Source organism: Collinsella sp. LCP19S3_B6 (genome assembly GCF_052121815.1).
Classification (GTDB): Bacteria; Actinomycetota; Coriobacteriia; order Coriobacteriales; family Coriobacteriaceae; genus Collinsella.
In genome coordinates, this window is the sequence record NZ_JBQKDN010000027.1 from 1 (window position 1) to 21032 (window position 21032).

The window sequence follows — 21032 nt, forward strand, 5'->3', positions numbered from 1 at the left end:
ACACATTCTGTCCGAGCGGTTAAAAGCGGGCACGGAATTTAAACGGCTGAAAAAGGGGCATCGACCTGCGCCGATGCCCCCAACGTGGACACACATTTTGTCCTATAAGCCAAACGCACAAGGCCGTCTAGGACCAAGCAAAACATCCTAGGCGGCCTTTTTGGTGCATACAAGCGATCGGAGGAGATATCGGAGCACGACGCCGGTAGCCGCTCCGCAGCAGTCAATCATCACGTCGGTGATCATGCCGGCGCGCCCCGGCACAAATAACTGAATCGTCTCGTCGATTGAGGGGACCAGCAGCAGAAAAACCACCATGGGAAGCAGTCTGTCAAAAGTGCGTCGACCCTCGATATCAAAGGCATGTGTCACCAAAACACCGAGCACCATATACTCGGTAAAGTGTGCGCACTTGCGGACGACAAAGTTGGTCACCCATTCATACGGCAGGCTCAAGCTATGCAAAAACCCGCGGACGTCCTCCATGATCGCCAAGCTCAGTGAGCTAGACCCCGTGCCGGGAACCAGTGAATTGCCCCAGATCAGCAACACCATGGCGCAGGCCGCAACCGCCCACTTACGATCGATCTTAATCATGCAGAACTAGGCCTCGGCACGAAGCGGCGTAAAACTGGCGGTACCGCCCTCGATAACGCTCAAATAGACACGGCCCGTACGCTTGGCGGTAGAGGACTGCAGGCGCTCGATCTCTTCCTCAAGGATCTGATTGACGCGCTCGTGGCGACGGTTTTCCATAACGCCGGCGGCGATAGCCTCGGCGCGCTCGATACTCTCGCGCGAGATACGCGCGGTATCCTCGGGAAACACGGAGCTGTGGCGGCCGACATAGACGGGAGCAACAGACACAGGTGAGGCCGCAGGCGTGGGCATCGGCGCGGGAGCGGGCTCGGCAACCTCGGCCATGATCGCCATAGCGGCGGCCCACATGTCCTCGTGGCCCGAATAATCGGCCATGGGGATATCTTCCTCGAGGGAGGCATCGGGGAGACTGTCGGTATCCACGCGATTCTGGGCATCGATAGAGGCGGTGATGGCGGCGGGCTCGTCCAAATCGGCGAGATCCACACCCTTGGCATCGGAAATGATGGGCATGCTGGCGAGCTTGGCGTTGTACGGCACCGCCTCCGCGGCCTGCATTTGGGCCGAAGCGCCCCAAAGCGAGCTTTCGGCAGCACGACGAGCGGCGATGGTCTCCTCGTCGACAACCAGGGGCTCATCGGCAAAGGGGTCGGCAACAGGAGCCGGCTGAGCTGCGCCCTGCTGGCCGGTCGAAGCGGCCGCCGCGGCAGAGGCGTACGCAGCCGACGAAGCACCGTTATAGGCGGCATTGTTGGCAGCGTTGGCCACAAGCGCCACGAAAGCTGCAGTGCTGCCCGCAGGGGCGGCATGAGAGCCCGAGACGGCACGTGCGGCAGCAGCGATGTCGTCGCGGTTATAGGAGCCGGTCTGCCCACCGTTTGTGAGCTCGTCAATTGCGACCTGATAGACATCGCGCGAGCGAGCGGGATCGCAGCTAACCGGCGAATCGTCGTCGAGCATGCTATCGATCATAGCCCAGGCATCGGCCTCGTCCATGGCGTTGGCGGCACGGGCAATGGTCGGAACGCCATCATCGGCATGACGGCGCTGAAACGCGCCGGTCAGACCGGAGAGAAGCGAAGAGGATTGACCCTGCTCGTCCAAAGTGACAGGAGCAGCAGCCCGGGGAGCAGCCTCCTCCTGCTGAACGGGAATAGAGGCGGTCTTGAACTCGTTGTAGGTCCGACTAAACTGAGCGGCGCCGCCCACGGCATCGGGCTCAAACAGGCGGCCATCGTGCTCCGCACGATACTCAGAGATACCCAGCGAGGCGGCATAGATACCCACGCCGGCCACTGCGCCCACGGCAAAGGGAACAGCACCCGCGACGACCGTCTCGTTGATTGACGAAAACGGCAGTGTAGCGGCATACACGACCACGGGTGCGGCAAGGCCGATCCCGCAGGAAAGTCCGGCAAGGACTGCTCGTTGTGTTGCATCAGAAGAAGCCATGAGCTCTCCCCATCTTCCAGCACCCAAATCGCATCATTCAGTTGGCTGCGCGAGAGAAGATGAAGCGGGGCTATGCCCCAAAGCAACGGTATATGGTTCGTTTCATCTGCGTTTTCCGTCGCGAAGCTTAACTGCTATTATGCGAAACCCCCTTGGGGATTGCAAGCGACGAAGCGGAATTGAAACGGGAAAATCGCTGCTTGCCGGTCGTGAGGTCAATAATCGTTGGCGAGCGGCTATACGAAAAGGGCCAGGATCTAAACCCCGGCCCTTCTGGCATGTCTATGGTTGCTGTCGCGTGCAGCGGACGGACTAGAACATCTGCTCGTAATCGCTGTGCTTTTTGGCCGAACGCACCAGGAACTCCTGGTTGGTATTGGTGCCCTTGAGGCCCTTGATAAACGACGCTGCCGCGCGCTCGGTGTTATTCATGCCGGCGAGGATGCGGCGCAGGCCAAAGACAAATGGGCGCATCTGCTCGTCGACCAACAGGTCCTCGTTGCGCGTACCGGAGGCAACGGGGTCGATGGCCGGGAAGATACGGCGGTCGGCCAGATCGCGATCGAGCTTGAGCTCCATGTTGCCGGTGCCCTTGAACTCCTCAAAGATGACCTCGTCCATCTTGGAGCCGGTATCGATAAGGGCGGAAGCAAGGATGGTGAGTGAGCCGCCGTTTTCGATATTGCGAGCAGCACCCAGGAAGCGCTTGGGCGGATACAGGGCCGCCGAATCGACGCCGCCCGAAAGGATGCGGCCCGAGGCGGGCGCCGCCAGGTTGTACGCACGGGCAAGACGCGTGATGGAGTCGAGAACCACCACGACGTCGCCGCCCAACTCCACGATGCGCTTGGCGCGCTCGATGACGAGCTCGGCCACGCGGGTATGGTTGTCGGCGGGCATATCGAAGGTGGAGGCCACGACCTCGCCCTCAATGGAGCGCTGCATATCGGTGACCTCTTCGGGGCGCTCGTCGACGAGCAGGCAGATGAGGTGCACCTCGGGATTGTTGATCGAGATAGACTGGCAGATCTTCTTGAGAATCGTGGTCTTACCGGCCTTGGGCGGTGACACGATCAGGCCACGCTGGCCCTTGCCGATCGGCGACACGATATCGATGGCGCGACCGGTAATGGAATCCTTGCCATGCTCCATGCGCAGCGGCTCATTGGGGTAGACCGGCGTGAGGTCGCCAAACTTGGGGCGATTGCGAATCTGCTCGGGGTCCATACCGTTGACGGTCGTAATTTTGGCGAGACCGGCACGCTTGTCGCCGCCGCGCGAGGGACGAAGCGAACCCTCGATCACGTCGCCCGTGCGCAGACGCGCGGAGCGGATGAGGTAGGCGGGCACGAAGGCGTCGTCATTGGACTTCATGTAGCCGTGGGCATGGATGATGCCGGAGCTGTCCGGGCGAATCTGCAGGATGCCCTTAATATCGCGGAAGCCCTCGGCCTTCGCGGCTGTGGTGTAGATCTCTTCGACGAGCTCGGCCTTCTTCTTGCCGGTCGTCTCGATCTCGAACTCCTTGGCCTTCTCGCGCAGCTCGGCGACCTTCATGGCCGCGAGCTCCTCGCGCGAAAGCGTGGGCTCGGTCGGAGCTGCGTTGCGCTCCTTATTGCGCTGTTTGCGGTCGCGCTGACGGCTGCGGCGGTCGTTGCCACGATCGTCCTTGCGCTCGCTGCGCTCATCGTTGCGCTTGTGCTGACGGCGGTTGGGGCGGGAACCCTCTTCGGCCTCAGCGCTCTCGACGGCAGGCGTCGTGGGCGCATCGGCGGTCGCCGAGGTCTCGCCGTCCGACTTAGCGTCGGACTCGGGCTGTTGCTCAGCATCCCCCTGCTGTTCGGCAGACTTGGTCTTGGAAGATTTCTTGCGCGTGCGCTTGGGCTTCTCGCCTGCCGACCGATCGGTACCCTCCGTCTCGGGAGTCGTGTCGACACTCGCCTCGGTAGACTCAGCTACCGCAGATTCGGCGCCGGACTTCGCCTCTGCCTTAGCTGGGCGTTTGGCTGTGGTGTGACGGCTGCGCCCGGGACGAACGTCGGCAGACTCGGCAGCGGCAGAAACAGCGACCTCAGGAACATCAGCACCCTCGGCCGAAACCACGACAGCCGCTGTAGGCTCGACGAACGCCGGGGCATCTTGGACAGAAGCCGCGGCAGCGGCCGCCTTCTCCGCCTCGACAAATGCCTTGGGCTTGCGGCCGCGGCGATGAGGGCGCAAAGCAGGATCGACGACAAATGCACCGCCGGCCTCGGCAGACACGACAGACTCAGCAGAGGAAGCGTCCTCCCCCGCCGCAGAGCGAACCGAGGTCTCGGCGGCATCGGACGAAGCCTGCTCGGCAGCCTGCTGGACCTTGGCCGCCGTGCGACGGCGCGTGCGCGGAGCCGGCTTTTCTGCTACCTGCTCGGGAGCCAGAGCCGAAGGCGCCTCGGGGGCGGACGAAGCCGCGAGTTCGGTCAGAGCCGCGGCATCGCGCTCGGCGGCACGACGGCGAGCACGAACAACTTGGGCTTCGCTGATCTGCGCAAGCGCGCGGGCCTGCGCAACCTCATCTGAAAGCGGCGCCGAAACCTCGGCGGAAACCGGACGCTTGGCACGCGTCGTGCGCGTGGTGCGGCGTTTAGGCTTTGCAGCCTCATCGCCATCCGCAGCGGGCTTGGCCACACGACGAGTGCGCTTGGGCTTCACGGGCGCAGCCTCCTCCCCGGTAGCAGGTGCGACGGGAACAGGGTTCTCACTCGAAGCCGAGGCAGCGTTCTGGTGTGTCTCGGGGACCGACGCCTGCGACGGTACGGGTTTCGCGATCTGGTCCAACGCAACCGGTGCAGTGGGAGTGGTTTGTGCCGTGCTTATTTCATTTTCTTGCTGTTGATCAGACACAGTGTTTGCTCAACTTTCTTTTAAAGCCCTGTGATCACATGCTCCCTGCATAAACCTTCAGGGCGGCTAAACAGTCTAGCTCCGTTCAAAACACAACGGACATCATTGATCTGTATCGAGATGATTGCGTCAAATACGCAGCGTTAGTGTAACACAACCGCCACCACCTGCAACTTAGTCATTAGACGTTCTTATACAACTGGTCAAAAGGGACACTCTCCCTCAAAAGCGCTTCCTCTGTCGCACCAGAGGAGTGAAGCCGTGGCATCCGGAATAGCCGCGCCACGAAACGCGCCTATCTACTACGTTTGTCCCGCGACCCCTGACCATCCCCTCGATCTTCCTAAAATCGCAAGCCCGCTACCTGCGGTTTTAATATCGTACTTTTCGGCATGGTTCGGGGTATGCGACTAAACGTAGTAGATAAGCCCGTTTCGTGGCGGACGGTTTCGCACCGCTCTCCCACCGGACAAAAATGATCCGTTTTCCTCCGTCCCCAAGGGGTCGTTTTCAAAACGATCGCGGATTACGGTGCAAGAACGGCGTAAGCCAACCATACCCTGCATTTTTAATATTCGGCAAGCCGTCTACCTGCGATTTTATTTTCGCTGCTGTTGCTATGGTCGCCAGGCAGCGATTCAGCCCCGTAAACCGGTATAGTTGCGTTTTTGTAGCATTTTCCAACACGCCAAAAAGCCCCGCCAAACGCAAAAAGCCCGACCTCCGCATGGAGATCGGGCTTATAGGGCTCAGCAAAGCCAAACCTACACGATCAAACGACCCGTAGATTACATCTGCTCGGGTGCAGAAACGCCAACCAGAGTGAGCACCAGGGCGAGCGTCACGCGGACGGCGTCGCAAGCGGCCAGACGGGCGCGCGAAAGCTCGGGATCGACGGGACGGCCCTCGCTCGGAAGCACCTGGCAGGCAGCATAGAAGCTGTGGAAGTCGCCGGCGAGCTCCTCGGCAAAGTGCGTCAGGCGGAACGGGGCGCGGTCGCGAGCACAGCTGGCAATGAGGTCGGTGAGCTCGTTGAGCTTACGCGAAAGGGCAAGCTCGGTGGGGTCGGTCAGCAGCGAGTAGTCGACGTTCTCGCCGATGGCCTTGGCGGCGACGGCCTTCATGCCCATCTCGTCAGCCTGCTCGGGCGTAACGTCAGCGGCACGGCGCAGAATGGAGCACACACGAGCGTGAGCGTACTGCACGTAGTAGACCGGGTTGGAGTTATCACGCTTCTTAACGGCCTCGATATCGAAGTCGACCATCTGGTTGGAGCTCTTGGAGATGAGCGTGTAACGGGCGGCGTCGGAACCGACCTCGTCGACAAGCTCCTGCAGGGTCACCATGGTGCCCTTGCGCTTGGACATACGGACGGGCTTGCCGTTGCGCAGCAGGTTGACGAGCTGGCCCAGCAGAACCTCGAACTTGCCGGGATAGCCAAGAGCGTCGCAGACACAGCGGACGCGGTCGATGTAGCCATGGTGGTCGGCGCCCCAGATGTCGATGACGTGGTCGACGCGCTGGAACTTATCCCAGTGATAGGCGACGTCGGAGGCGAAGTAGGTGTACTCGCCGTCGGACTTGATCAGGACGCGGTCCTTGTCGTCACCCAGGTCGGTGGAGCGGAACCACAGAGCGCCGTCCTTGGTGTAGAGGTAGCCCATCTTGTCGAGCTTCTCGAAAGCGCGGTCGACAGCGGAGGTGCCGGCGGTCTCGCCCTCGGTGTCCTTCACGTACAGCGAGCGCTCGGAGAACCAACGATCAAAGTCGCAGTTGACGGCGTGGCAGAGATTACGCATGTTGTCGACCATCTTTACGTAGCCGCGCTCGCGGAAGCTCTCCATACGCTCCTGCGGATCGGCGTCGACCCACTTGTCACCGTCGGTGCGCCAGAACTCGGCGGCCTCGTCGATGATGTAGTCGCCGCCGTAGGAGTCCTTGCCCAGAGTCTCGGCAAAGTTGTCCTGATACGGATGGGTCTCGGGATGCTCGTCGTTCTCGTCGGCAACAAAGGCATCGCGGTCGGCAATCAGCAGCTTGTGAGCCTCGTCGATATCCACGCCCTGCTTGGCGATGATGTCGGCAAGCTGCATATAGCGCGTGCTGATGGAGTTGCCGAAGGTGTTCATCTGGGAGCCGTGGTCGTTGATATAGAACTCACGCTGGATATCGTAACCGGCATGGTCCATAACACGGCAGAGGGAGTCGCCCAGAGCGGCCCAACGGCCATGGCCAATATGCATGGGGCCGACGGGATTGGCGGAGACAAACTCGACCTGGGTCTTCAGGCCGCCGCCGACGTTGGACTTAGCGAAGTCCATGCCCTTCTCGCGAGCCTCGCCGAAGATGGCGTTCTTGACGGCGACGGAGAGGTAGAAGTTGATGAAGCCAGGGCCGGCGATCTCGACCTTCTCGATCGCGGGATCCTCGGGCATATGGGCAACGACGGCCTCGGCGATCTTGCGCGGGGCGCAGTGAGCCAGCTTGGCGGACTTCAGGGCCATGGTGGAGGTCCACTCGCCATGAGAAGTGTCAGCCGGTCGCTCGATAGCGCAATCGTCAAGTTCAAATGCGGAAAGGTCGCCGGCCTCCTGGGCCGCAGCAAGCGCAGCGCGTACCAGCTCTTCAATCTTCTCGGGCATAGATCCTCCTTGTGTTAAAGCCCCCGAGCTCTTGGTCACTCGTAGGGCAAAAGCCAGAGTTTGCAGCACTCTATCACAAGCGGTAACTACTGTCGCAGGGTAAAGTCAATCGATATTGCATATGCACATAATTGACCACAGTTGTCGCAAGGCCATTCAAAGATGGCGGTCTGCCTGCTGGTTGTGCACCCGCCGAAAATGCATAAACATCTGCATGGGCAGCTCAGAATATCGAATACTCTTACCTATCGGATTTGTGTGCTTTTCCTGCATAAAGTAAGGGTTTCTGCACGTCAGCGTGGTATTCTAGACATACGTAAATTCGTATAAGTTGGAGGTAGCATGTTCTCAATCGGTCAACACGTCATTCATCCGGGTCAGGGAGTCTGCACCGTCGTCGGTTTTAGGGAAGACACACCGCAGCCCATGCTGTTGCTCGAGACCAAGCAGGGACATGCGCAGACGATCCTCATGTACCCCGTGGCGCAGGCCGACCGTCTGCATGCCGCCATCTCCCAGCAAGATGCCGAGCACCTACTGAGCCACTACGACGAGCTGGAGTGCGACACCTTTACCGAGCGCAACAGCTCGCTCGAGGAGACGCACTTTAAGCAGCAGCTCAAGCTGGGTGCGCCCGAGACGGTCCGCGTGGCAAAAACAATGATGCACCGTATTCGCCAGGCCGAAGAAGCAGATAAAAAGCCCAGCTCTTACTACATGCGCGTACTCAAGGAAGCCAAGCGCCGCTCCATCGAGGAGATTGCCGTGGCCCTGGGCGTCACCGAGGAAGACGCCGAAGCCCGCCTATCCCAAGCCGCCCTCAACTAACCTGCCAAAAAGGGACAGGTTTATTTTGGCAGGTTTTATCTGGCCAAACGTCAACGAACAATTGGTAAATGGTCGGGTGCTCCGTTTTGTTTGTAAGACCCGGCCATTTTTCTATCGCCGCGAAAATGCGTGAAGCCCATTTGTGATGACATCACGCGAGGGCCGTCCAGATCGACGCAACCAACGCCCGTATCCGCAACAAGCGCACCCGTCTTGCTCAATTACCATTAAAAAGCATCAATTTGAAAACGCAATAACATTTCGGCAGGTAGCAGCTATAGTCGGTAAACTGAATCTCGACAACCGAAGCCTCCGAATGAGGTATCTTCAGCCCATCCAAGCTAAAGGAGGGGCCATGCCGAGAAAACCTCGTTCAAAGTCACCAACCGGTTATTTCCACGTCACGTTGCGTGGAAACGGAGGGCAATTGCTGTTTGACGATGCCGAGGACCGAATCGCCATGCTTCAGATCCTCGATGCAATCCTCCCCAAACACAATATCGAGCTTATCGCTTGGTGCCTTATGGGAAACCATATTCATCTGCTCATCGACGACCCGGACGACCGAAAAAGCGACGCGATGCACGCGGTAGCCGTATCGTATGCGGGCAGGTACAATGCGCGGACGGGGCATGTCGGCCACGTGTTTCAGGAGCGGTTTTGGGATTCGCCCATTAAGTCGGAAGCATATTTACTTGAGGCAATTCGATACATTCATCTGAATCCACAAAAAGCAGGACTGGCGGCATACGACGAATATCCCTGGAGCAGCCATCGCGAGTATCTAATGAGCGCCAGGTCACGGCCGCATGTCACCGGCAGCGTTGTCGGTGTTTTATTCCCAACGCCTCGCTCATACCTTCAGCTCATGGAAAGTGCGCCGTCGCTTCCCTATCGCCCCAGCGCAACAGCCAAGGTTCGCGAGGAAGATCTATGCGAATTTGGCACGGTAATCGTGCAGAGTGTCGCAGGATGCGCTCCGACGGAACTCAAATCCGTCTCCAAGCCACTTCGCAATGAGGCGATTCTCGCGCTTCGAAAACAAGGGCTAACCGTTAAGCAGGTTCAGCTGCTGACAGGACTCGGAACATGGATTATCAAGAACGCGTCCTAACGTCGCGTTTGCCGAGTTACGGGTACGGCGAAGCGCAGCTGCCTGCCGCGAGGCGCCGCCATTCGCCAACGTCACCAGGTCAAAAAGAAAACGCTTCCGCTGAATAACGTTCAACGGGAGCGTTTTCCCAGATAAAACCTACCAAAATAAACCTGTCCCTTTTTGGCAGGTTAGGCCTGGAAGGTGTCGCGGTCGGGCGCGAAGGACTGCATGGCCGCGATGGTGCGGTCGAAAAGCTCGGGGAGCTCCCAGCCCAGCATCTCGGCGCCCTGCGAAATCACGTCGCGCGAGCAGCCGGCGGCAAAGCGCTTGTCCTTGAACTTCTTCTTGAGCGACTTGGTCGTAAAGTCCATGACGCTCTTGCTCGGACGCATGATCACGGCAGCCCCAATCAGGCCGGTAAGTTCGTCGCAGGCAAACAGGATCTTTTCCATCTGCAGCTCGGGCTTGGGCAGCGAGGTATTGAAGTCCGAGGTATGCGTCTGGATGGCGCGGATGAGCTCGGGCGATGCACCCTCGCCCTTGAGGATCTCGGCCGCATAGATGGTGTGGTTCACGGGGTCGTCCTCATGCTCCTCCCAATCCAAGTCGTGCAGCAGGCCGACGATCCCCCAAAACTCCTCGTTCTCGGGGTCGAACTCGCGCGCAAAGTAGCGCATGGTGCCCTCGACCGTTTCGCCGTGGGTGATGTGGAACGGGTCCTTGTTGTGCTCGTTGAGCAATTCGAACGCACGGTCGCGGGTGATTCCGGCGGAAAGCGTCTGGGACATGACAATACCTCCAGGTGAGTCGGTGCTAGGACACGGTGCCACTATCGTATATCGCCGCGGCTCAAGCCGAAAGGCAGAAAAGGCATACGGAGAAAAAAGCCGGGCGAACGCGTCGCCCGGCAAAACCGCAGATAAAACCTGCCAAAATAAACCTGTCCCTTTTTGGTAGGTTTAGGGGCGGACCTGGCCGGTGCCGCGGAGCTTGTATTTGTAGGTGGTGAGGGCCTCGGCGGCAAAGGGGCCGCGGGCGTGGAGCTTTTGGGTCGAAATGCCGATCTCGGCGCCCAGGCCAAACTCGCCGCCGTCGGTAAAGCGCGTGCTGGCGTTGGCATACACGGCCGAGGCATCGATCTCATCCAAAAAGCGCTCGCAGGCGTCCGCGTCCTCGGCGATGATGGCCTCGGAATGCATAGTGCCATAGCGGTTGATGTGCGCGATGGCCTCGTCCTCGTTCGCCACGACCTTTACGCTCATCTCGAGCGCCAGGTACTCGCGGCCCCAGTCCTCCTCGGTCGCGGCCACGTAGTCGTCGCCCTCGGCAAGACCGGCGGCGGCGCATGCGGCACACGCGGCCCCGTCGCCGTGAATCAGCACGCCGTGGTCGTGCAGCACGGCCACGACCGCCGGCAAAAACGAATCTGCCACGACGCGGTCCACAAGCAGCGACTCGGCGGCGTTGCACACACCCACGCGCTGGGTCTTAGCATTGACGATAATGTTGAGCGCTTTATCAAAGTCGGCCGACTCATGCACGTAGATGTGGCAGTTTCCCGTGCCCGTCTCGATAACCGGCACAAGCGACTCGCGCACGCAGCGCTGGATCAGGCCCGCGCCGCCACGCGGAATAAGCACGTCGACGATGCCGCGAAGCTTCATGAGCTCGCCGGTGGCCTCGCGATCGGTGGACTCGATCATCGAGATAGCCTCGCGCGGGAAACCCTTGGCCTCGAGCGCATCGGCCAGCAGTTCGGCAATCATGGCGCACGAGTGATAGGCCAGCGAACCGCCGCGCAGAATGCAGGCGTTGCCGGTGCGGATGCAGATGCCCGCGGCATCGGCCGTCACGTTGGGACGCGCCTCATAGACCATGGCGACCAGGCCCAGCGGCACGCTCACGCGGGTGAGGTCCACACCACTTGCAAGTACGCGGTGGTCGAGCACGCGGCCGACAGGATCGGGCAGCTCAGCGAGCTTCTCCAGGCCGGCGGCCATGCCCTCGACGCGCTCGGGCGTCAGCAGCAGACGGTCGAGGAGCCCCGCCGAGGTGCCCGCATCGCGCGCAGCGGACATATCGAGCTCGTTGGCGGCGACGATGGAATCGACGCCATCGCGCAGCGCCGCGGCCATGGCGCGCACGGCCTCCTGGCGCTGCTCGTCGCTCGCCGTGGCAAGCGAGGCCGACGCTGCCTTGGCGGCAACGGCAAGATCGTGGACATACGTGGCTATATCGACCGACATGGGCGGCCCTTTCTCTTAGAAGTTTGCCAACCATGGTAGCCGATTTGTGCGCATCCTCGCTGGCGGCGGTAGAATTGGTCAACCCGAAACACCGCAACGAACGGAAGTACCGCATGGCCCTCATCACTTCGTACCACGTCCCCGGCCTCTATGTCGAGGACCACAGCATCGACGTCCCCTTGGATTGGCGCGGCCTGGAGCCAATGCTTTTGGCCTTCGGCAGTACCATGCGCCGCGGCGCCATGCCGGCGCCCATCGCCGGCGCACCCGAGAGCATCAAGCTTTTCTACCGCGTGGTTTGCGCTCCCGACCGTATCAACGACGACCTGCCACTCCTCCTCTTTTTGCAGGGCGGCCCCGGCGGCGAGGGCCCGCGTCCGCTGTCGCCCACAAGCGACGGCTGGATCGAGGAGGCCGTCAAGCACTTCCGCGTCGTCCTGCCCGACCAGCGCGGTACCGGGCGCAGCAGCTGTGTAGACGGGCGCACGATTGCCGCACTGGGCGAGCGCGCCGAGGCGGCAGGCTCCGATGCGGCCCGCTCGCAGGCGGACTTCCTCAAGCGCCACCTCGCCAGCTCCATCGTGCGCGACTTTGAGTACCTGCGCCTGGTGGGCTTTGGCGGCAAGCCCTGGGCCACACTCGGCCAGAGCTACGGCGGCTTTTTGACGTTGAGCTATCTGTCGCTCTTCCCCGAGGGCGTGGCGGCGAGCTTTACCTGCGGCGGCATTCCGCACGTAGCGGCGAGTGCCAGCGAGGTCTACGCGCACACCTTCCCGCGTATGGCGGCCAAGACTCAGCAGTATTACGACCGCTACCCCACCGACGTCGAGCGCGTGGCGGCCCTGGCAGATGCCCTCGAGGAGCAAAAGCCCGTACTGCCCGACGGCTCGCCGATGACGGTCGAGCGCCTGCAGCTCATGGGCAGCGACTTTGGCATGAAGCCGAGCTTTGAGCGCATGCACTGGATTATCGACCACGCGTTTGTTAATGGCGACGGTACGCTGAGCTGCGGCTCCTCGGTATCAGACAGCTTTTTGATGCGCGCCTTCGAGCGCACCAACACGCGCACGAATCCGCTGTACTGGACGCTGCAGGAGTTCATCTACGCCGATGGCGACACGATGCCCATTGGCTGGGCAGCCGCCGAGGAAAAGGCCCATCGTGCCGAGTTCGACACCCTCGCGCGCCCACTCATGTTTACCGGCGAGGCCATGTTCCCGTGGATGTTTGAGCAGATGCCCGAGCTCAAGCCCTTCAAGCCCGCCATGGACCTGCTGATGGAAGACACCAGCTGGGACAAGATCTACGACCCGCAGCGCCTGGCCTGCAACGAGGTGCCGCTCCAAGCCGCGGTGTATTTCGACGACATGTACGTGGATTCGGGCCTGCAGCTCGACACGCTCAGCCGCGTGGGCAACTCACATGCCTGGGTGACGAACGAGTTCGAGCACGACGGCCTGCACGGCAGCATGGTGTTCAAGCACCTCTTCGACGAGGCCCTCAACCGCGGAGACCTGCGCCAGATCTTCTAGCATAGGAGTGTCCCCCATCAGCCGGCACATAAGAAACGCCTCCAAGTGCCGGCACGAGAAAGACAGCGCTGCGGGAAACGATCCGCAGCGCTGTCTTTCTTTATGCAAAGACGATCAAGTTGTCTCGGTGTATCGCGGGCTTTTCGGCCAAGTCTGCCAGCAAGCGGTTGCCGGCAATCTGGTCCTGGCGGCGTCCGGCCGCAAGCTCCAGCACGTCCGAATCGGCCTCGGCGATACCGCGGGCGACGACCATACCGCTCGGATCGCACACGTCGAGCACATCGCCCTCGGCAAACGTGCCATCGACCTTGCGAATACCCACCGCAAGCAGGGAAGAACCGCGGCTGACCAGCGCCTTCGCGGCGCCGTCATCGACCGTCACCGAGCCATGCGCCTTGTCGCCCAGTGCAATCCACAGCTTGCGAGGCGCAATGTCCAGGCGCTCCGCCGGCGGATCGAACAGCGTGCCCACGCTCTCGCCGCGGGCAAGGCGCACGAGCGCATCGGGCTCCTCGCCCGAGCAAATCACGCTCTGAATGCCCGCCGTCATCAGGATGCGGCTCGCGCGGATCTTGGTAATCATGCCGCCTGTGCCAACCGATGTGGAAGAATCGCCCGCCGAGGCGATGATCTTGGCATCGATCCTATGCACGACCGGAACGAACTCGGCCGTGGGGTCCTCGTGCGGATTGGCGGTATAGAGGCCATCGATGTCCGAGAGCGTCACGCACAGGTCGGCAGAAACCAGGCAGCCCACAAGCGCCGCCAGCGTGTCGTTGTCGCCAAACTTGATCTCGTCGACGGTAACGGTGTCGTTCTCGTTAACGACCGGCACCACGCCCAGTTCCACCAGACGCAGCAGCGCGTCGCGCGCGTGCAGATAGGACGTGCGACGGGCCGTGTCGTGACGCGTGAGCAGCACGAGCGAGGTAAGCAGGTCGCGCGCATGGAACTCCTCGTCGTAGGCCGACGAGATGATGCACTGACCGGCCGAGGCGCAGGCCTGCAGGCTCGGCAGGTCACCGACCGGTTTGCGGTCAAAGCCCAGCACGGGATAGCCACAGGCAATGGCGCCCGAACTCACCACGACCAGACGCCAGCCGAGCTTGCGCAGGGCAGCAGCCTGATCGGCGAGCCCGCCGATAAAGGCGCGGTTGACCTTGCCATCGGCGCCCACCACCGTGGACGAACCGATCTTTACCACCATTGTTTTATAAGAAGTCGTCATACGTCAAACCAATCAACTGTTGAGGGTTCGGGCGAGCTGACGGCCGAGGGAACGTAATTCCACCCTACACCCAAGAAAATTAGCGAGCCCAGGGGAAGGCAGAAGCCGCGGCCATATTCTTGCGCACGAGCTCGTCACGCACCTGCGCCAGGCCCAGCTCCATGCCCACCACATAGGTCTGCGGGTACAGGAAGCGCTTGTAGACCGGATCCAGATGGTCCAGCGCCCAAGCGCAACGCTCGCGTGCGGCCTCGATGCTCTCGCGCGGGGCAACAGCGCTGCCGTCGCGCACGATCGGCGCCAGCAGCTCGCGATACTCAAGCTCGGACACGTCGGTCACCAGGGCGGCATCGTTCACGGCCACGAGGGTATTGCCGCGCGCGGCGCCCTCCCCCGCCAGATGGTCCTCGTCATAGATCATGTCGCAGACCGGGCCGCCAAAGCCGTCGTAATAGCGGCGCACGCGCTGCACGCCCGGAATCGTGCGCTTGTAGGGCTGCTCGGAGAGCTTGACCACCGGCGTCCACGGGTCCGCCTCACTCGCACGGCGGGCGGAAAGCTTGTACACGCCGCCCAGCGCCGGTTGGTCGTAGCAGGTCGCAAGCTTGGTGCCCACGCCAAAGCTATCGATGGGCGCACCCTGGTCAAGCAGCGACTGAATCGTGTATTCATCCAGATCGTTGGAAACCGAGATCCCCACATAGGGCAGGCCCTCGGCATCGAAACGGCCGCGGACATACTTGGAGAGTTTGGCCAGGTCGCCGGAGTCGATGCGAATGGCCGACAGACGCTCGCCCGCCGCCTCCATCTCCTTGGCAACCGTAATGGCATGCTCGCAGCCCTCGCGCACATCATAAGTGTCGATGAGCAGCGTGCAGTTCTTGGGGCTCGACTTGGCAAAGGCACGGAAAGCCTCGAGCTCGGAATCGAAGCTCATCACCCAGCTGTGCGCATGCGTGCCAAAGACGGGAATACCGTAGCGGCGACCGGCGAGCACATTGGACGTAGAGGAACAGCCGGCAACGTAGCTCGCGCGCGCGACGGCCAGACCACCATCGGGACCCTGGGCGCGGCGCAGGCCAAACTCGGCCACGGGACGGCCGTCCGCCGCCAGCACCACGCGCGCCGTCTTGGTGGCGACAAGCGTCTGGAAGCCGACGATGTTGAGCAGCGCCGTCTCGAGCAGCTGGCACTCCAGCGCGGGGCCGGTGACGCGCACCATGGGCTCGCGCGGAAAGACGAGCTCGCCCTCGGGGACGGCGTCGATGTTTACATGCGCACGAAAATCGCGCAGGTAGTCGAGGAATTCGGGCTTGAACATCGCGCCGCCGGCCGGGGCCTGAAGCGATGCGAGGTAGTCGATATCCTCGGGCGTAAAGCGAAGGTTCTCGACCAGCTCGGGCAGCTCGGCGGTGCCGCACATAACGGCGTAGGCGCTGCCAAACGGATGGTCACGGTAAAACGCGGTAAAACAGCCCTGCTCATTGGCCTTGCCGCTCTCCCACAGGCCCTGGGCCATAGTGAGCTCGTACAGATCGGTGAGCATTGCGATGTCGGTGGGATGCGAGATGTCGGTCAAAGCCATGGGGCGACCTTTCGGATGCGTTGTGCAGAGGTTGAGGGTTGGACGAGAGCAGAGCATGCGGACATGACGCCCGATGCAAATCGGTTAGAGCAGGCCCATGCTGGTCATGATCGTGTAGCCCATAAAGACGACAAACGCGACCAAGGCGAGCGCGATGATGATCTTTTGAGCCGGGGCCATACCGGGGATCTCGCCCTCGGCCGTGGGCTCCTTAGAAGTGACCATGCGCTGGGCAAACGTCATCTCATCACGGCTCGGCTTGGGCTCGGCGGGCTTGGGGCGGGCGGCTTTCTTAGGCTGAGGCTTGGGTGCAGCAGGCGCAGGCTTCGCAGCAGCGGGCGCGGGCTTGCGCTCGGATGCGGCGCTCGCGGCAGCCTCCTCGGCCTTCGCATGCTCGGCGCGCAGGGCGGCCAGCTCCTCACGCTCGCGACGGGCCTCTTCCTGGGCCTCGCGGCGGGCCTTCTCGGCGCGGAGCTCTTCCAACTCGGCGCGCTCCTCGTCGGACAATGGTTGGGAATCAAGCTCGGCCATGGTGCAGCCCTTTCTTTCAAAAAAAGCCGCCGACACAATGTCGACGGCTTATCAAATCCAAGGGTGGAGACGAAGGGAGTCGAACCCTCGGCCTCTGCCATGCGACGGCAGCGCTCTCCCAACTGAGCTACGTCCCCAGGACAAGTTGATATTTTACCTACGGCTCGCCAGCTGTCAACGCCCAATAACCAGTCTTTTTGGGACGGGGCTTTTTTGACTACTTTTCGGATGGTAGCTCGACCCCCACCGGGAGCAGTCTTTTTGGGACGGGGCTATTTTAGCTACCCAGGCAGATAGCGAAAACGATTTGGACGATTAACGGCAGGGGCAGCTAAAATAGCCCCGTCCCAAAAAGACTGCTCAAAAGAGCTACTTTGCGCTGGTGAGGACGCCAGTGGTGTCGAACGCTGGGGTAAAGCTCTCGTCTACCGCGCCGCCCTCTTGCCAGAACATCGTCGTAAAGCCCAGGTCGTCGGCATGGTCGAGCACCCGCTCGTACTCCTCGCGCGTCACGGCTCGCGCCAAGTCGCCGCCCTGCTCGCGCATGAGCGCGTTGGGCGTGTACTGGTTCATGACCGAGATCGGCACATCACCCACCGTCTGCCACACCAGGTCTAGCACGCGACACGAATCGTCCGCATGCCCCGGCAACACCAGGTGACGCACGATCATGCCGCGCTTCATGAGCCCGTCCTCGTCCACCAGCTCTCCCCCACGGCGCTCAATCTCGCGCGCCATTTGCGCCAAACCCGACACGGCCACACGCGGGTAGTCCTGAATATGAGAGAGCGACTGCGCAAGCCCCGCATCGGCATATTTAAAGTCGGTTAGCCACACATCGACCAGATCGCCGAGCGCCGCCACGGCACTCGCGCGCTCATAACCGCTTGTGTTGTAGACGATTGGAACAACCAGCCCGCGCGCCCGTGCCGCGGCAATCGCAGCCGGCAGCAGGTGCGCGTAGTGCGTCGCCGTCACCAGGTTAATATTGTTTGCACCCTGGTCCTGCAGCTCCAACATAATCTCGACCAGGCGCTCGGGCGAAATTTCAATCCCAAAATTGCCCGTCGAGATCTCGTGGTTCTGGCAATAGACGCATTTGAGCGAGCAGCCGCTAAAGAAAATCGTGCCCGAACCGGCCTCGCCCGAGATAGGCGGCTCCTCCCACATATGAAGCGCCGCACGGGCCACCTTGAGTGTGTCGTTAGCACCGCATACGCCGCGCGCACCCTCATCGCGCGCCGCACCGCAACGGCGCGGACACAAATGGCAGGCAGGCGAAAAAAGTTCGGTCAACGACGTCGGCATAAAAACATGCTCCAAAACAACGATTCAGCAGCTCAAACGCAAAAGGACCAACCGCGCAGACGGCTCGAGCCCAAGGCGCCGTAATCGTCCGACACGAATTTTGTAATGTCAAGACTGGAATCGATAAAGTGCCGCTTTATGATATAGGTATTCCGCCCCCCGCGGAGCAACTGGGTGAACCGTCGCGTTTATTTAGGGAGCCCACACAGTCGTACGTAGTACAGGTATCCTTCGTTGTTAAGGACGCTGGAACGGTCGATGAGGGCACCCACCTGTTTTAGGTGGGTTCATTTTCGTAACGTGGGGGGTGGTTTTCTTTTGCCGATTTTGCCAAAAATTGCCATCGCAGATCCCGTATGACACCCAACGGCACTCGGCAGAGCCTCGCCACCATCCCAATATCTGGTAAGCGCGTGATTATCGATCGGCGCGATTCCCCGCACCCCCTTTGGTCGAGTATCATGGGTCAGCTATACCCTTTGCGGCATGGCATCCTTTGACCTTTTCCTTCGACGCTTGGCGGTTTTTGATACATGGCTTCATCCACGAGCTTCATACCGTACCTTTGCGTGGCGGTCGCGGCCTTTATCACGACCTTCCTTGCGGTGCCCCTGGTCAAGCGCCTGGCAATCAAGCTCGACGCCGTCGACTATCCTTCCAAGCGCCGCATCAACACGAAGCCCATCCCGCGCATGGGCGGCACGGCGGTCTTTTTGGGCCTGGTCGTTGCCTGCATCGTTCAGATTATGGGCACCTGGCATCTGGGCTGGCCGCCCGTCTTGGTCCCGCATCCGCGCCTGCACATTAGCTACCCCATGCTGGCGCTTTCTTTTACCGTCATTTTTGCGACCGGCGCGATCGACGACGTCTTCCAGCTTAGGCCCAAGCAAAAGCTCGCCGGCCAGGTCCTCGCCGCGCTCATCGCCTGCGTGGGTGGACTAAAAATCGGCGTCATCGTCAACCCGGTTGCCCCCGGCGAGATCATGCTCGGCTGGCTTGCCTATCCCATCACCGTGGTCTACCTGGTGGCGTTCACCAATATCATCAACCTCATCGACGGCCTTGACGGCCTGGCCACAGGCATCTGCGGCATCGCATCGTTCACGATGTTCTCGATGGCCGTTCTCTCGGGCCGCATCGATGCCGCCGCGCTCTCCATCGCGTTGTTTGGCGCCTGCCTGGCCTTCTTGCGCTATAACTTCAACCCCGCGAGCATCTTTCTGGGCGACTCGGGGTCGCTGCTGCTGGGCTTTGCGCTTGGTTCCATTTCGCTGCTTAATGTGAGCCGCACCGCCGCGCTCACCTCGCTTATCATTCCGCTCATCGTTGCCGGTGTGCCCATCATCGACACGTTTAGCGCCATCGTGCGCCGCAAGCGCGCCCACATTAGCATTGGGCAGGCCGACAAAGGCCACATCCACCACCGCCTCATTCAAGAGGGCTATAACCAGAAGCAGGCTGTGCTGCTTATCTATGCCTGGTGTGTCCTGCTTTCGGCCGGTGCGGCCGCCATCAACCAGGTCGAAGTCCCCATGCGCGTGCTCATCTTTACCGTCCTTGGCATTGGCTCGGCAGCCTTCGCCAAGCACCTGCACCTGTTTGAGCCCGTGCTACGCCACCATTACAACAAGCGCACGCACGAAGACGAGCTGATAACCCCCGACGACCCCGCCTTTAAGCAGGAGGAGCAAGCGGCCGAGGAGCGTAAGGGAGAGCGCCACCACAGGCATTAAGGTTTGCTGCAGAAGGTCGCTCTGCTTACCGTCGGCCGCTCGTGACCACGCCTCGACCACCACGCATGCCTCGCCTTACCACCCCCTTGCCCACTTTCGCCCGCCCCTCTCAATAAACGCGTTATCATCTTGACCCATGAACATACGTTAGGAGCAATCATGCCAAATGAAAACAGCTACGAAGTCGCGCTGCAAAAGAGCAATGCCATTCGCGAGGGCCTGGCCAAGACGCCCGAGAAGTTCACCATGCTTACCGGCGACCGCCCCACCGGCCGTCTGCACCTAGGCCACTACTTTGGCACCCTCAAGGGCCGCGTGGAGTTGCAGAATATGGGCGCCAAGACCAACGTGCTCATTGCCGACTATCAGGTCATCACCGACCGCGACACCACCGAGCACATCCAGGACAACGTGTATAACATGGTCATGGACTACCTTGCCTGCGGTATCGACCCCGACAAGACCATGATCTACACGCACTCCGCCGTGCCCGCCGCCAACCAGCTCATGCTGCCGTTCCTGTCGCTGGTCTCCGAGGCCGAGCTGGCGCGCAACCCCACCGTCAAGGCCGAGATGGAGGCCTCGGGCCACGAGCTCACCGGCCTTCTGCTCACCTATCCGGTACACCAGGCCTGCGACATCCTGTTCTGCAAGGGTAACGTTGTGCCCGTCGGTCGCGACCAGCTGCCGCACATCGAGCTCACCCGTACCATCGCCCGCCGCTTTAACAACCGCTACGGCAAGGTGTTCCCCGAGGTCGACGCGCTGCTGTCCGAGACCCCGCTGCTGCCCGGCCTGGACGGCCGCAAGATGAGCAAGAGCTACGGCAACGCCATCAATATCTCGATGACCGCCGAGGAGACGGCCAAGCGCATCAAGAAGAGCCAGACCGACTCCGAGCGCATGATTACGTTCGATCCCGAGAACCGCCCCGGCGTGTCCGGCCTGCTTTCGACCGCCGCCATCTGCACCGGCCGTTCCGAGGTCGAGATTGCCGAGGAGATTGGCATGGGTGGCTCCGGCCAACTCAAGAAGTACGTGACCGAGGCCGTCAACGGGTACTTCGCACCGATCCGCGAGCGTCGCCAGCGCTACGAGAACGACCTGGACTATGTGAAGGACGTCCTGCACGAGGGCAACCGTCGCGCCAACGAGATTGCCGAGCAGACGCTGGCAGAGGTTCGGGACGCCATGGGCATGGTGTACTAGTCGAGAGCAATAAACAACACTCAAACTAAACCGCCGCGATTGGCACAATGAACTGCGCCCCGAAACTTGGACTGAATAAATAGCGACTACGCCGCAAGGGCCCGGTTCCGGAACTCCTCCGGCGTCAGGCCCTTCAATCTTACCTGCCTGCGCCGCGTG

16 protein-coding genes and 1 tRNA gene are annotated in these 21032 nt (G+C 61.2%); 5 read left to right on the forward strand and 12 right to left on the reverse strand.

From position 1 onward, the window contains the following. Nucleotides 1–147: 147 nt before the first annotated feature. The 4 genes from ACTQWD_RS08125 to argS form a co-directional block, all read right to left on the reverse strand. Nucleotides 148–597: a VanZ family protein gene (locus ACTQWD_RS08125; RefSeq protein ID WP_441559714.1), complete on the reverse strand. Its 450-nt coding sequence runs from the start codon at nucleotides 595–597 to the stop codon at nucleotides 148–150. 6 nt (nucleotides 598–603) lie between these two features. Then, nucleotides 604–2052: a hypothetical protein gene (locus tag ACTQWD_RS08130; RefSeq protein WP_441559715.1), complete on the reverse strand. Its 1449-nt coding sequence runs from the start codon at nucleotides 2050–2052 to the stop codon at nucleotides 604–606. 312 nt (nucleotides 2053–2364) lie between these two features. Continuing rightward, entirely contained in the window at nucleotides 2365–4743 is a 2379-nt protein-coding gene (gene rho, locus ACTQWD_RS08135; protein ID WP_441559716.1) for a transcription termination factor Rho, read from the reverse strand. 980 nt (nucleotides 4744–5723) lie between these two features. Then, entirely contained in the window at nucleotides 5724–7577 is a 1854-nt protein-coding gene (argS, locus tag ACTQWD_RS08140) for an arginine--tRNA ligase (RefSeq protein WP_427727932.1), read from the reverse strand. A 342-nt stretch (nucleotides 7578–7919) separates the two neighbouring features. On the opposite strand from argS, the gene ACTQWD_RS08145 reads away from it, so the two are divergent. Together ACTQWD_RS08145 and ACTQWD_RS08150 are read left to right on the forward strand one after the other, a co-directional pair. After that, on the forward strand, nucleotides 7920–8405 hold the full coding sequence (locus ACTQWD_RS08145) for a CarD family transcriptional regulator (RefSeq protein WP_427727935.1): 486 nt from the start codon (nucleotides 7920–7922) through the stop codon (nucleotides 8403–8405). A gap of 355 nt (nucleotides 8406–8760) precedes the next feature. Further along, nucleotides 8761–9519 (forward strand): transposase, encoded by a 759-nt coding sequence (locus tag ACTQWD_RS08150; RefSeq protein ID WP_441559717.1) that lies wholly within the window; start codon nucleotides 8761–8763, stop codon nucleotides 9517–9519. A gap of 170 nt (nucleotides 9520–9689) precedes the next feature. Here ACTQWD_RS08150 and ACTQWD_RS08155 read toward each other — a convergent pair whose 3' ends face one another. Both ACTQWD_RS08155 and ACTQWD_RS08160 read right to left on the reverse strand, forming a co-directional pair. Next, complete coding sequence (locus ACTQWD_RS08155; protein WP_441063065.1) at nucleotides 9690–10289, reverse strand: HD domain-containing protein; 600 nt, start codon at nucleotides 10287–10289, stop codon at nucleotides 9690–9692. Nucleotides 10290–10460: 171 nt separating this feature from the next. Continuing rightward, nucleotides 10461–11747 carry a glutamate-5-semialdehyde dehydrogenase gene (locus ACTQWD_RS08160; RefSeq protein ID WP_441537165.1) on the reverse strand — a complete coding sequence of 429 codons (1287 nt, stop codon included), beginning with the start codon at nucleotides 11745–11747 and terminating at the stop codon, nucleotides 10461–10463. Nucleotides 11748–11860: 113 nt separating this feature from the next. Here ACTQWD_RS08160 and ACTQWD_RS08165 point away from each other — a divergent pair, with 113 nt between their 5' ends. After that, nucleotides 11861–13279: an alpha/beta fold hydrolase gene (locus tag ACTQWD_RS08165; protein ID WP_441559718.1), complete on the forward strand. Its 1419-nt coding sequence runs from the start codon at nucleotides 11861–11863 to the stop codon at nucleotides 13277–13279. A 100-nt stretch (nucleotides 13280–13379) separates the two neighbouring features. Here the strand turns inward: ACTQWD_RS08165 and proB are convergent, their stop codons facing one another. The 5 genes from proB to ACTQWD_RS08190 form a co-directional block, all read right to left on the reverse strand. Next, on the reverse strand, nucleotides 13380–14507 hold the full coding sequence (gene proB / locus ACTQWD_RS08170; RefSeq protein ID WP_441054043.1) for a glutamate 5-kinase: 1128 nt from the start codon (nucleotides 14505–14507) through the stop codon (nucleotides 13380–13382). 79 nt (nucleotides 14508–14586) lie between these two features. Continuing rightward, nucleotides 14587–16092, reverse strand: a complete 1506-nt coding sequence (locus ACTQWD_RS08175) for a nicotinate phosphoribosyltransferase (RefSeq protein ID WP_441559719.1) — start codon at nucleotides 16090–16092, stop codon at nucleotides 14587–14589. An 84-nt stretch (nucleotides 16093–16176) separates the two neighbouring features. After that, complete coding sequence (locus tag ACTQWD_RS08180; RefSeq protein WP_441559720.1) at nucleotides 16177–16623, reverse strand: hypothetical protein; 447 nt, start codon at nucleotides 16621–16623, stop codon at nucleotides 16177–16179. 64 nt (nucleotides 16624–16687) lie between these two features. Then, nucleotides 16688–16760 (reverse strand) — tRNA-Ala (locus ACTQWD_RS08185). A gap of 232 nt (nucleotides 16761–16992) precedes the next feature. Further along, nucleotides 16993–17931 carry a radical SAM protein gene (locus ACTQWD_RS08190; protein ID WP_441559721.1) on the reverse strand — a complete coding sequence of 313 codons (939 nt, stop codon included), beginning with the start codon at nucleotides 17929–17931 and terminating at the stop codon, nucleotides 16993–16995. A gap of 533 nt (nucleotides 17932–18464) precedes the next feature. Between ACTQWD_RS08190 and ACTQWD_RS08195 the strand changes: the two genes are divergently transcribed. Next, nucleotides 18465–19664, forward strand: a complete 1200-nt coding sequence (locus ACTQWD_RS08195) for a glycosyltransferase family 4 protein (protein WP_441559722.1) — start codon at nucleotides 18465–18467, stop codon at nucleotides 19662–19664. Nucleotides 19665–19823: 159 nt separating this feature from the next. Beyond that, nucleotides 19824–20873, forward strand: coding sequence for a tryptophan--tRNA ligase (gene trpS, locus ACTQWD_RS08200; RefSeq protein ID WP_441547759.1), 1050 nt, complete (start codon nucleotides 19824–19826; stop codon nucleotides 20871–20873). Between the two features lie 86 nt (nucleotides 20874–20959). On the opposite strand, the gene ACTQWD_RS08205 is transcribed toward trpS, so the two are convergent. Further along, on the reverse strand, nucleotides 20960–21032 hold a 73-nt coding region (locus ACTQWD_RS08205; RefSeq protein WP_441537142.1), incomplete at its 5' end, for an IS3 family transposase.

Bases quoted from the DNA above. Each gene is read 5' to 3' on its own strand.
- ACTQWD_RS08190 (WP_441559721.1), bottom strand. From the start codon at position 17,931: ATGCCGACGTCGTTGACCGAACTTTTTTCGCCTGCCTGCCATTTGTGT.
- ACTQWD_RS08150 (WP_441559717.1), top strand. From the start codon at position 8,761: ATGCCGAGAAAACCTCGTTCAAAGTCACCAACCGGTTATTTCCACGTC.
- proB (WP_441054043.1), bottom strand. From the start codon at position 14,507: ATGACGACTTCTTATAAAACAATGGTGGTAAAGATCGGTTCGTCCACG.
- ACTQWD_RS08160 (WP_441537165.1), bottom strand. From the start codon at position 11,747: ATGTCGGTCGATATAGCCACGTATGTCCACGATCTTGCCGTTGCCGCC.
- ACTQWD_RS08155 (WP_441063065.1), bottom strand. From the start codon at position 10,289: ATGTCCCAGACGCTTTCCGCCGGAATCACCCGCGACCGTGCGTTCGAA.
- ACTQWD_RS08130 (WP_441559715.1), bottom strand. From the start codon at position 2,052: ATGGCTTCTTCTGATGCAACACAACGAGCAGTCCTTGCCGGACTTTCC.
- ACTQWD_RS08175 (WP_441559719.1), bottom strand. From the start codon at position 16,092: ATGGCTTTGACCGACATCTCGCATCCCACCGACATCGCAATGCTCACC.
- ACTQWD_RS08125 (WP_441559714.1), bottom strand. From the start codon at position 597: ATGATTAAGATCGATCGTAAGTGGGCGGTTGCGGCCTGCGCCATGGTG.
- ACTQWD_RS08165 (WP_441559718.1), top strand. From the start codon at position 11,861: ATGGCCCTCATCACTTCGTACCACGTCCCCGGCCTCTATGTCGAGGAC.
- ACTQWD_RS08195 (WP_441559722.1), top strand. From the start codon at position 18,465: ATGGCTTCATCCACGAGCTTCATACCGTACCTTTGCGTGGCGGTCGCG.
- argS (WP_427727932.1), bottom strand. From the start codon at position 7,577: ATGCCCGAGAAGATTGAAGAGCTGGTACGCGCTGCGCTTGCTGCGGCC.
- trpS (WP_441547759.1), top strand. From the start codon at position 19,824: ATGCCAAATGAAAACAGCTACGAAGTCGCGCTGCAAAAGAGCAATGCC.
- ACTQWD_RS08145 (WP_427727935.1), top strand. From the start codon at position 7,920: ATGTTCTCAATCGGTCAACACGTCATTCATCCGGGTCAGGGAGTCTGC.
- ACTQWD_RS08180 (WP_441559720.1), bottom strand. From the start codon at position 16,623: ATGGCCGAGCTTGATTCCCAACCATTGTCCGACGAGGAGCGCGCCGAG.